Annotated in this window: 10 protein-coding genes and 1 pseudogene; 5 read left to right on the top strand and 6 right to left on the bottom strand. The window is 41.1% G+C overall.

Features of this window, described 5'->3' with window-relative positions; translation table 11 throughout:
* The 3 genes from H5202_RS12710 to H5202_RS12700 form a co-directional block, all read right to left on the bottom strand.
* On the bottom strand, nucleotides 1–835 hold an 835-nt coding region (locus tag H5202_RS12710; protein WP_182772398.1), incomplete at its 3' end, for a L,D-transpeptidase family protein.
* Nucleotides 836–1001: 166 nt separating this feature from the next.
* On the bottom strand, nucleotides 1002–2552 hold the full coding sequence (gene norR, locus H5202_RS12705) for a nitric oxide reductase transcriptional regulator NorR (RefSeq protein WP_182772397.1): 1551 nt from the start codon (nucleotides 2550–2552) through the stop codon (nucleotides 1002–1004).
* A 141-nt stretch (nucleotides 2553–2693) separates the two neighbouring features.
* Nucleotides 2694–4982 (bottom strand): nitric-oxide reductase large subunit, encoded by a 2289-nt coding sequence (locus H5202_RS12700; RefSeq protein WP_182772396.1) that lies wholly within the window; start codon nucleotides 4980–4982, stop codon nucleotides 2694–2696.
* 403 nt (nucleotides 4983–5385) lie between these two features.
* Here H5202_RS12700 and slyA point away from each other — a divergent pair, with 403 nt between their 5' ends.
* From slyA to H5202_RS12680, 4 genes are all read left to right on the top strand, one after another.
* Entirely contained in the window at nucleotides 5386–5871 is a 486-nt protein-coding gene (gene slyA / locus H5202_RS12695; RefSeq protein ID WP_182772395.1) for a transcriptional regulator SlyA, read from the top strand.
* Between the two features lie 8 nt (nucleotides 5872–5879).
* Nucleotides 5880–6938 carry an HlyD family secretion protein gene (locus H5202_RS12690; protein WP_182772394.1) on the top strand — a complete coding sequence of 353 codons (1059 nt, stop codon included), beginning with the start codon at nucleotides 5880–5882 and terminating at the stop codon, nucleotides 6936–6938.
* Nucleotides 6939–7058: 120 nt separating this feature from the next.
* Nucleotides 7059–8084, top strand: coding sequence for a DUF2955 domain-containing protein (locus H5202_RS12685; protein ID WP_182772393.1), 1026 nt, complete (start codon nucleotides 7059–7061; stop codon nucleotides 8082–8084).
* 252 nt (nucleotides 8085–8336) lie between these two features.
* The gene (locus H5202_RS12680) at nucleotides 8337–9221 is read left to right on the top strand and encodes a tetratricopeptide repeat protein (protein ID WP_182772392.1); all 885 of its coding nucleotides are present in this window, start codon (nucleotides 8337–8339) and stop codon (nucleotides 9219–9221) included.
* 65 nt (nucleotides 9222–9286) lie between these two features.
* Here H5202_RS12680 and H5202_RS12675 read toward each other — a convergent pair whose 3' ends face one another.
* From H5202_RS12675 to H5202_RS12665, 3 genes are read right to left on the bottom strand one after another with little or no spacing between them, the layout of a single operon-like run.
* Nucleotides 9287–9502, bottom strand: coding sequence for a TIGR02450 family Trp-rich protein (locus tag H5202_RS12675; protein WP_182772391.1), 216 nt, complete (start codon nucleotides 9500–9502; stop codon nucleotides 9287–9289).
* An 11-nt stretch (nucleotides 9503–9513) separates the two neighbouring features.
* Nucleotides 9514–10119, bottom strand: a complete 606-nt coding sequence (locus H5202_RS12670) for an HAD family hydrolase (RefSeq protein ID WP_182772390.1) — start codon at nucleotides 10117–10119, stop codon at nucleotides 9514–9516.
* Between the two features lie 25 nt (nucleotides 10120–10144).
* The gene (locus tag H5202_RS12665) at nucleotides 10145–10756 is read right to left on the bottom strand and encodes a CIA30 family protein (protein ID WP_182772389.1); all 612 of its coding nucleotides are present in this window, start codon (nucleotides 10754–10756) and stop codon (nucleotides 10145–10147) included.
* Between the two features lie 340 nt (nucleotides 10757–11096).
* On the opposite strand from H5202_RS12665, the pseudogene H5202_RS12660 reads away from it, so the two are divergent.
* A pseudogene (locus H5202_RS12660) lies at nucleotides 11097–11441 on the top strand (endonuclease/exonuclease/phosphatase family protein); the annotation flags it as partial.

The raw sequence follows: 11441 nt of genomic DNA, 5'->3' as shown, positions 1-11441 counted from the left end.
CAACAAAGCGAGTCATGGCTTTATCGAATGATAATGCTACTGGTTCTAACGAATCAAATTCAGCTTGAGTTCGTGACAGTGGCTCATGAACTTCTAAATAGCGATTACCATCTGGTTCTTCAGTGGCTTTAATAGGTTGATTAATAAACTCAACACGTGTGCCAACCGGTACGCTATTATATAAATGTTCAATGTCTTCATCGCGTAAACGAACACAGCCAGAACTTACCCGTAAACCAATACCAAACGTAGCGTTAGTGCCGTGAACCGCATACAGATTACCTACATAAAGCGCGAATAAACCCATTGGGTTGTCAGCACCTGCTGGCCATACTGCCGGTAATGTTATCCCTTTTGCAGCATATGATTTACGAATATTAACTGTGGGTGTCCATGTTGGATTAGCGCGTTTACGTTGTACTGTTGTTACCCAATTTTCAGGGGTATCTTTACCAATTTGACCAATACCAATAGGTAATACTTCAACGGTATTTTTACCCTTCGGGTAATAATATAAACGCATCTCGGCAGAGTTAATGACCACACCTTCTCTTTTAGCGTTAGGTAGAATTAGCTGATGTGGGATCAGTAATGTGCTACCCGGTTTAGGTAAGAATGGATCAACACCTGGATTAGCTTCTAATAAGTTAGTGAGTCCTAGCTGAAATTGTGAGGCAATTTGCTCTAAGGTTAGTTTCCCCTCAGGAACAACATAATATTGATTTTCACCTACTAAATTACTACCTTCAGCGGGTAAACGATATTCAACTGCAGCACTCGAAAAACTTAATACAATGGCTGTCGCAGCAAGTAAAGTAGAACGTAACGAATTTATCATAAGGGTTATATCATTCCAAAACAGACGTTATATTAGTCAGACTACAATATCTTGCCAAGCTTGACTATTTAGTACAAACAATTAGTAAAGGACATTTGTACTGATGGTTAGCGCGCATCGTCACTTATTACGCCTAATATTTCAACTGATTTTTTTACTTTCTCTATTTTAATCCTAAGCGTTTAGCCAGTCTGTGTAAGTTACCCGAGTCTATTTGCAACTGGCGTGCGGTTGCAGCCCAATTACTCCCTTGTTGAGTATATATTTGCTGGATAAATTGGTTTTGAAACTGGTCTGTTGCATCTCGTAAGCTTGTTTGTGGTAAAGATGTTACCGACTGTTTAAGCGTCAGATTTCTGTTTGAGTGGATAGCAGTGGGCGATGACTGTGCAAATTCAAAATGGCTATTGTTAATGAGACACATTCCATTTTTTTGGCTTTGTGACTTGGCTAAAACTGCCGCTCGATGGATAGCATGCTCAAGTTCTCGTATGTTACCAGGCCAATCATATTGCTCGAGTAATTGCAGTGATGAAGGCTCTAACCCTAAATGAGTTAAGTGCAATTGTTGACGATAGCGTTCAACAAAGAACCCCGCTAACAAATGAATATCTTGTTGGCGGTCTCTTAGCGGCGGAACCATCACAGGGAACACACTTAAACGGTGGTATAAATCGGCTCTAAATCGTCCGGCTAATACTTCGCTTTTAAGATCTTTATTGGTCGCGGCAATAATACGAACATCCACTTTTAAGCTTCGATCATCACCGACTTTTTGTAAATCCCCGTATTGCAGTACTCGCAATAATTTAGCTTGTAAATTAAGGGCTAATTCACCAATTTCATCTAAAAATAAGGTGCCTTTATCGGCCATTTCAAATTTGCCGCTACGATGGCTAATAGCACCAGTAAAGGCACCTTTAACATGACCAAAGAGCTCACTTTCTGCAACGGATTCAGCCAGCGCGGCACAATTTAAATATACTAGCGGCTTATTGGCCCGTGCAGAATGTTGGTGAATAGCTTTAGCTATTAGTTCTTTACCTGTGCCGGTTTCTCCTAAAATCAATACATTGAGCTCTGTTGCCGCGACGACATTGACTTCATTAAGCAGAGATAAAAGATTATCTGCTTGACCGATAATTTCTGTTTCTTCGTGCAATAGTCCTGATGGTTTAGCATCAGGGATCGTAAAATTGTTGGCTTGTTTTTCGAGTTTATCTATTAGTAGTGCATTGTTTAAAGAAACCGCAGCAATAGCACTAAAACTGCGTAAATCATTATTAGTAAATTGATCAAATTTGTTTGGGTCGAGTGCATCAATAGTGAGTGCGCCAATGAGTTGCTCGTTAGCGAATAGTGGCAAGCCGATACAGGCATGCACTTTTAAGTCACCGTCGACATTGGGGATCAAGCCATCGTAAGGATCTGCAAGCTCACTATCGGAAGGGAAACGGACAATATCTCCTGCTCTGGCAATGGCTTCAAGTCTTGGATGTTCGTTTAAAATAAAGCGCCGCCCCAATACATCAGCACTTAATCCCTCAATTGCCAAAGGAGTAAATTGATGACCTTGAAATGATAATAGCGCAGCAGCATCGCAATCGAGCGTTTCTCTTACCGTGGTTAATAAGCGTGAAAAGCGATCTCGATTAGACAGGTTAGCGGTAATATCAAGTGCGATACGGGTTAAGTCTGCTTGACTCAATGCCATGTCAAACTCCAGTTAACAACAAGTTGATGTCATTATGACAAGTGTGAATATAACAACAAGGGCAAAGCCCACATTGTTAATAAAAAAGGGGCCATAAAGGCCCCTGATGATGTTTATCAATGCATGTTTATCAATGCATACTTAGCTCATTGTTAATGCTCCAGCTTGCTTCGCTTTAGCGCCTTTGCTGACAATGGCTTTCTTGATAAGGTCATATAAGAACGCCGCCATTAATAATCCGCCAATACTGAAGATAATGTCGCCGAACATTCTCATCCACACTAGGTTTTCAACTAAGTCGCTATGGATAACAGCCGGTGAACGGGCATACCAGTAGCCGTGATCAATAGCAGCAAAAAATTGCACAATACCAACAGGCAGTAGCGACATAAACACCATTGCTGCTAAGCCTATGTTTAAGGTCCAAAATGCGCCTTTAAGGTATTTGTGGTTCCATTGCATATTGCCAGTTAATCCGCGTAAACAGAATAACATTAGCCCTATACCGAGCATGCCATACACGCCCATAAATGCCGCGTGAGCATGGGTTGCAGTGGTGTTTAATCCCTGGATAAAGTATAGCGAGATAGGTGGATTAATTAAGAAACCTAATACACCAGCACCTATTAAGTTCCAGAAAGAGGTCGCCACAAAGAACATAATCGCCCAGTGATAACGCTCCATCCAAGGGCTGGCTTTACGTAAACGATAGGTTTCCATCGCTTCAAAACCAATTAATGCTAACGGCACAACTTCAAGTGCTGAGAATATCGCTCCCCAAGCAATGACTGATGTTTGAGTACCGGTAAAGTATAAGTGATGCAAAGTACCGATTAGGCCACCGGTTAAAAACACCACGGTTGAGAACAATACCGCACCATTGGCACTTCGGGCACGAATAAGCCCTAAGCGAACTAACATTAATGCTATTACAGATGTCGCAAATGTTTCAAAGAAGCCTTCAACCCATAAGTGGACCACCCACCAACGCCAGTATTCTGCAATCGCTAGGTTAGAGTGTTTGCCCATAAACAGGCCTGCACCATAAAATAAGCCAATGGCGACACAAGAAGCATATAACACCCAAATAACCGGTTGCATGTCGTTGCTGACTTTTAACGCAGGGCGCATTGAAGCGGTGACTAATGCTAACCAAATTAATAAACCCGCCAGCAGTAATACTTGCCATACGCGGCCTAAGTCGATGTATTCATATCCTTGATGACCAAATAAGAAGTTCATGTCCAGGTCGAAATACTGTTGCACACCAAGCCACTCGCCGGCCATAGAACCAAGGACGATAACAACTAATGCGACCCAAAGAATGTTTACCCCTAGGCGTTGATATTTCGGCTCGTAACCTGACAGTGCCGGGGCAATATACAGTCCTGTGCCTAACCATGCAGTGGCTATCCAAAATACTGCGAGTTGAGTATGCCAAGTTCGAGTGACTGAATAAGGCAGAATTTCAGATAATGGGAAACCATAAAACTCTTGGCCTTCAACCGCGTAGTGTGCCGTAATTCCGCCAAGCAGTATTTGCAGTAAAAACAACCCAATAGCAGTGACAAAGTATTTACCTACTGCTTTTTGCGATGGCGTAGGTTTAGTGAAAAATAATGGGTCATCTTTAGCGGGTTCTGGTAATGCTTCTTCTTTGCAACAGGCATGGTGCCAAATCAACATGGCAATACCAAGAATCAATGTCACTACGCTCAACACCGACCAAACTATGTTGTCCGAAGTGGGTAAATTACCTATCTGTGGGTCATATGGCCAGTTATTAGTGTAAGTATAATCGTAACCAGGACGCTCGGTTACCGCTGCCCATGAGCCCCAAAACAAGAAAGCATTTAGCAGTTCACGATGGCTAGCATCGGTGATAGTGCCTTCTTTCATTGCGTATTGTTCGCGCAGAGATGACAGTGCAGGATCATCACCAAAGAGTGATAAATAGTGTTGAGTCACTTCATTTATCGCCGCAACTCTGGTGTTTGAAAGCGTAACATAGGTTTTATCCTCTGCACTTTCGACAACCGTATTATGGCGCATATCATTTCTGAGGGCTTTTTCTAAGCCAGCTTGCTGTTCAGAATCGAGTTCTGCGAAATCACGATTGAAACGTGCTTTAGCCGTGATAGACAACCAAGCTTGTGCTTCACGGTGCAACCAATCAGCAGTCCAGTCTGGTGCCACATAAGAGCCATGACCCCAAATAGATCCTAATTGATGACCGCCCATTGAGCGCCATACAAGTTGACCTTGCTCAATATCATTTTCGGTAAATATTGGTTGGCCACTGGTGTCAGTAAACGCCGTTGGAATAGGGGGTTTTTCTCGATATATGCCACTACCTAAACTGAGTAATACAGTGAAGGAAGCAACAAGCACGATAAGTAGTGCAATGCCGGTGAGTTTGTTTTTGCTCATAAGTCCTCTTAGCGCAAAGTCATTTTGATACAGATGACTAAAGCATTACACAAGTCGTGCCAACTTTAAATTAATTATAAGTAGTTGATATTTAGTGATTTATTTGTCGTCGTCATTGTGTTGGTGTCTTTTTAACAGTTTTATTTGGCTGTTAAAAAGACACTGAGTGTTAAAGTGACACACCAATAATGTGATGCAAGTCATCCTTGTCTAAATAACACTCATACCTGTTTACGACTTAATCTTTATAGAATATGTAATCAACACTGGTCATTTTTAGTTTCTGTTATCAATAAATTAGTTTCAACACAGCAGAGGTTTGATGGATTAATCAATATCAGTTATTTACTTAGCCTGCTAAGTTGTTACAATGCTTAGCAGGCTAACTAAATGGTATTCCTTTATGTATAAAGAATTAGAGCGATTAAAAGAACTGTCTCTTGCTGAGCACTTAGGACGATTACATCGTTTATGGCGCACCGTTGCAGACGCGCAGCTCATACCATTAGGGTTAACTCATCCTCGCTGGACTGCATTGTGGAAGTTGCTCCGTTTGGGCGATAACGTCAGCCAAAAGGTGCTTGCTGATGCTTTAGAGATTGAGTTGCCCTCATTAATGCGTACTTTGAGCCAGTTAGAACAGCAAGGATATATACAGCGCCGCTGCTGCGAGAACGATAAGCGAGCACGAATTGTCAGCTTAACTCCTGAAGGCATAGCCATACTTAAGCAGATGGAAAGCCACATTATGTTGGTTCGTCGAGATTTACTCGCAGGTATTAGCAGCCAAGAATTAAGTGAATTTGAACGTGTCATTAGTCTTATTAGTGATAACGCTCTTGCTGCGCTGCATAAGAACACAGAGCTAGACAACAACATTCCCGAATGAGAAATAACATGACCCCAGATCAACAATTTTCTCGACTCGTTAAAATCGCTATTTTTATGTTTGTAATGGTGTTTGGTTACTTTATGTTTGCCGATGCAGTAATGCCAATGACGCCGCAAGCCATGGCCACACGAATGGTCACTAAAGTGACGCCACAAGTCAGTGGTAAAATTGCGTCTATTGACGTCGAAAATAACCAACCTGTGACTAAAGGTGATGTGTTATTTAGCATCGACTCAGCCCCTTATGAGTTAGCGGTTGAACAAGCTTCATTAGCGTTAGAGCAAGCAAAACAAGACAACGCTGAACTTGATGCATCGATATTAGCGGCCAAAGCAGATGTTCAGGCAAATCAAAGTAGTGCACAGCAGAGAAATCGTGAAGCAAAACGCCTTGATGCTCTGTATGACTCCCGAGGTGTATCGCAACAGTTAACCGATCAAGCTCAAAGTGAGGCCGTCACGGCAGAGGCTAACTTACTTGCAGCTCAAGCTCGCTTAACTAAGCTAGCCGTAAGCCGTGGACGTAATGGCGAAGATAATTTAAAAGTGCGTCAAGCTCAAAACCGTTTGGCTCAAGCAGAGTTAAACCTGTCTTACACTCAAATTCGCGCCGATCAAAATGGCGTGGTAACCAACTTACAGTTAGAAGTCGGCAGCTTTGCCACTGTCGGTCAGCCGCTATTGGCTGTGGTGTCAGAAACCGTTGATATTATTGCTGACTTTAGAGAAAAAAGTTTACGAGGTATTGAGCCACAATCAACTGCACTTATTGCATTTGATGGTCAACCTGGGCGTTTGTATCATGCCAAAGTGAGTACCGTAGATGCTGGTGTGAGTGCCGGGCAATTTGATGCCAATGGCCGTTTAGCTGATCCGCAAGAGTCTGTACGTTGGGTACGTGACGCTCAGCGTTTACGTTTACACCTTGAACTTGACCACCAAGGAGTTAATGCATTACCTGCTGGAGCACGTGCAACGGTGCAATTAGTCCCCAATAGTGGTTTGCTTGGCTTCTTAGCTAAGGTTCAAATCAAGGTTATCAGCACACTGCATTATATTTATTAACGTCGTCATTAAGCTCAATATTGCTTGTTACTAATCACTATATCAAATCACACTCAAGACAATGCAGCAGGTTATTCATTTAGCGTGCTGTATCTTGTATCAATGCCCTAGGTTGTTCATATGTTATTACGCCATAGTCCTTTGACTCAAAACGATTTACGTCAATGTTTACGCATTGCAACAGGCGCCACGCTAGGGTTTGCGATATGCAAGTTTTTCGATCTCAGTTATGGTGTATTTTTTACCGTCACTCCAATGTTATTGCTCGGTTTAGTCCCTGTGATGAATGCCCATGCGATGAGGCAATTGTTGGCATCATCTGTAATGTCTGGGATTGAAGTAGGTATTTTAGGCGGTTTATTTGGTGATCACCCAGGAGTGATACTACCTATTGTGTTTGTACTTTTTTTGTATCGTTTTGCAGCAATGTCACGCGGCAGCTTGTTTTTATTTGGCGCTAACGGGGTTATCAGCTTAAGCATTATGCTGCACTTTGCCAGTTATCCAAGTGTCGATATTAATAATCTCATTTTTAGTAATTTTTGGGCAACGGCAGCATCAGTCGTCATTGCTTATGCTATGACGGCTCTATGGCCCGATGTTGAACCAAGAACGCCAGTTACTGCGGTGGTTAAAGTGCCTAACCGTATGCGCCATGAAGCGTTACTCGGAGCATCTATTGCAACTGCATCATTTGTGGTTTTTCAGGTCTTTAACTTACGTGATTCTATGTCTGCTCAAGCTACCACCTTGTTATTGTTATTCCCAATGCATTGGAATGGTGCACTCGGTTATGCCCGCAAACGAGCTATCGGCACCTTGTTTGGCGTGACTTTTGGCTTGGTGGGACAAGGGTTACTCTATGATTGGTCCGGATTATTGATTTTTGTGATACCACTATTGTGGATAGGCTTAATGTTGTTTAGCCAAGTACACGTGAGAGAAGCGAGTGGCTCAGGTGTGGGATTCGGTGCTATGACCACATTAGGGATATTATTCGGTCAATACTTAACCCCAGATAACGACTTAGTTTTTAGTGCGTTGTACCGAATAAGCAGCATCTTAGTCGCTATCGTGGCGACATTATTGTTGTGTTATGTAGTTCATCGATTATTAAATCAATTTGAAGCCACGCGATTTGGTTGAACAATTGATGAGTGAGGTAAATCGACCAGATTTGAGCCTATTCGCTTACCAATATCGGTCAACAGTGGGTGGATTTCAATTACGATGAGTAAGTTGCTCTTATTGGCGTTTTAGGCTGCTTTTGAAGAATAATTTGATAATTGACGGATAACATTGGACATGTCGTACGGTTATTTTTTATAGACATACTTACTATAGACATTAGGTATAAAAATGCTAATAGTAATGAATCGCATATAAAAAGGACTTAACATGATGAAACAAAATGCTATTATTTTGAGCTTAATATTAAGCTTTCTCGCTTTCGCTCCATTTAAAAGCCAAGCAACCCAATTACCTGAGTGCAATACTTCTGAATGTATTGAATACTTTAAAGCCTACCGCATTTTAACGAAACGAGGCCACTCCTCAGCAATGGCCATGTTAGCTGAATTCTATTACACCGGTTATGGTACCGATAAAGATATAGACATGGCGTTGAAATGGTACCGACGAGCAGGTAAATATGGTGTTATGGATGCCAAATACAAAGCGGGAGTATTGTACTTACAAGATACGCATTTAAAAGATATTGATGAAGGCATTGAGTATTTACAGTATGCATCAAAGATGGGCCACTCTCAGTCATCGTATTTATTGGGTAAAATGTATTTAGGTGGTGGCATGGTAGAACAAGATTTTGCACTCGCAGATCAATACCTTGCTAGAGCTTATGAAGAAAATAATTTAGCAGCCAGAAATTATGGCCAAGTACTTTACTTGCATGAATCAACTAAAGATTTACCGTTTAGCAAACTTTACGCTTTAATTTCACAAGATGTTGTCACGTTAACCCCTGAGAAAACTGGTTCAAATGAGCAAACAGCAGCGATCAATTTTCCTGAAGGCGAAATGGAAACCCTTGATGTGAAAATGGATACTTTTGAAGGTATGTTTGGTAGTCATATTGCACAGTTAAACCACATGATCCCTGACATGTCGAAAGGCACTGGGTCAAATATAGCAGGGCAAACATGTGCCAAAATGTGGGGTTGTAGTAGTGAAGGAGACACCTTACGCATTGGTGAAGTCATGTTATCTGATTGGGGTCTAGAGACTATTGCCTTTAGAGTGGATTCGGTATTTACAATTAAGTAGGTTGGTTAACCTTAACCCGCTTTTACTCAGCACAATAAAAAAGTGACTCAACATGAGTCACTTTTTTATTGCCAGCCGATTTGCCACAGTTGCGAGTTTTTAAGATCCCGCCAATTGATAGCAAATTCTTGAGCATTCATTTCTGCGCGAATGATACATTCGATCACGTTTTGCTCTTCGTCATATTTAACCTTGATGATGTTAAAATGTTTCAATTTATTAATGACTTCAACTCTCGTCCATTTACTGTGTAACAGTTTTTTGGGATGAATTCGGTTCATTTTAGGCTCACTTAATTGTGTTGGGTATTTTTGGTAAACAATGGCTGTAGTTGGCTCAACTCTTCGATAACAATATCGGCCAAATATTGATAATCGCTTTCAATCCCATGATTAATAAAACAGGCAATCATTCCAGCATTATTAGCTGCTTGAATGTCGTATAAGTAATCACCAACATAAATAATATGCTGCGGATGAATTTGCCATTGTGCTGCAATGGCCAGTAGTGCATCGGGTGCCGGCTTTGCTGGATAATCTTCACGGGTCAGAACATGGTCTATAGCAATATTATTTTGCTTAACTTTCATCTTGCTTGCAGCAAGACTATTCCGGGTCACTATCGCTGTGGGTATGTTTGCGTGAGATATAGCCTCTATTATCTCTGTCATGCCTTTTATTGGTTTTGCATTCATCGCATCTTGATATTCATGTTCTAAAATAATCTGGTTTGCCTTAGATTGCGCAACTTTACAGCTTAATTTTTCGACATAGATAAGTAAGTCAATATCTTCAGGGCAACCGATTTGTTGGCGAATTAAGCTAAAGTCTAAACTTGACTCCACCAAGGTGCCGTCTAAATCAAAAATAATACCTTTTATGTGTATTGGTAAATTCAATGAATACCCTTATCTATTAACATGTTTATTGGTCAAACTGTATCGAGTGTAACTCAATTGTAAATGGACCTTGTTGTTTTTGTGCCACGAGAAAACCAATACGATCAATATCTTCAAAGTTTAATGTGGGTGCATTTGTCACAGCTCGTCCTCTAAAGCTGACAGTAAAATCTGCCGGAGTAAAACTATGTTGAGTGAGTGTATCTGCATCAGTTCTAAAGTTAGCCACATAGGCTTCACCATAAGATAAACTCGGTGTTTTTAGACGGATTTGATATGTTTTTCCATCACCTTTGGCCGTGAGAGTAAGGGATGATGCATCGGTAATTTGATGGGTAAAGGTTGATTCTGTCGACGCAAACCCGCCATTGTTTTCCAATGACACCTGGCCTGAAAATAATAACGCTTGCTGCTTATTAAGCTTAATTTGGCTTTGCGAAATGCCGCCCATCACAGTGTCATTATTAATGTCCCACTCTGCAAAATGGCTTGGTTCAGTAAAGTGAAATAGCATATTGTCCTCACTGGCACCCCAGACAGGTTGGCCAATTAATAATAAAATTCCAACAGCAGTACCAATACCTATTTGTACTTTTTGGCTAACATGCCAGTCCTGTGTATTGAGTAATACCATCATATACTCCTATTCGTTATAGTTCGATATGCGCATGCGCTTTGAAAAATACTGTAAAAAAATGGCTTATCAGGGTGAGGGATAAGCCATAAAGGGTGTTACGGGGATGATTGTATTGATTAAATCTAGTGTTACTTTATCGGGTCTGCTGTATTGGGTATTAGTGATTCAGATGTCATTTAAGCTGCAACTGTTATCCATTACGCGTATTGGTGAATGTAGGTTCAGTTTTTTTTAGATTATTTTGTTTATGTTGCATTATTCCTGATTGAGGGGAGTTAAATTCGACAAATAACAATGTTGTCAGTACCCTTAATATAAGTTTTACAGAGAGCAAAATATTTTGGACGTAAACGATGTATCAACCGCTCCATCACCCGAGCTTACATTCAGTGTCGTAAGCATTAATTTATTTAACTTTATTGAACCGCCTCACGCCTACTACGACTTTGAAAACATCTATAGTGATAAGCAATGGCAAAAAAAATGTGCATGGTTAGGTGAGTTTATTAGCCACAATCAACCTGACATTATTGCTTTTCAGGAAGTATTTAGTCCTGATGCCTTAGCTAAGTTGACTGAGTCGTTGGGTTATGAATATTTTGTGGCCCTAGATTTACCTGAGGTAGTAAGTGATTATGTGAACCGCAGCCCTGTGGTCGCGATAGCATCAAAGTATCCTATTATT

The sequence above is a fragment of the Shewanella sp. SG41-4 genome (assembly GCF_014164505.1).
GTDB lineage: Bacteria > Pseudomonadota > Gammaproteobacteria > Enterobacterales > Shewanellaceae > Shewanella.
The sequence above is the reverse complement of the archived record's forward strand: the minus strand, read 5'-3'. Positions and strand labels throughout refer to the sequence as shown.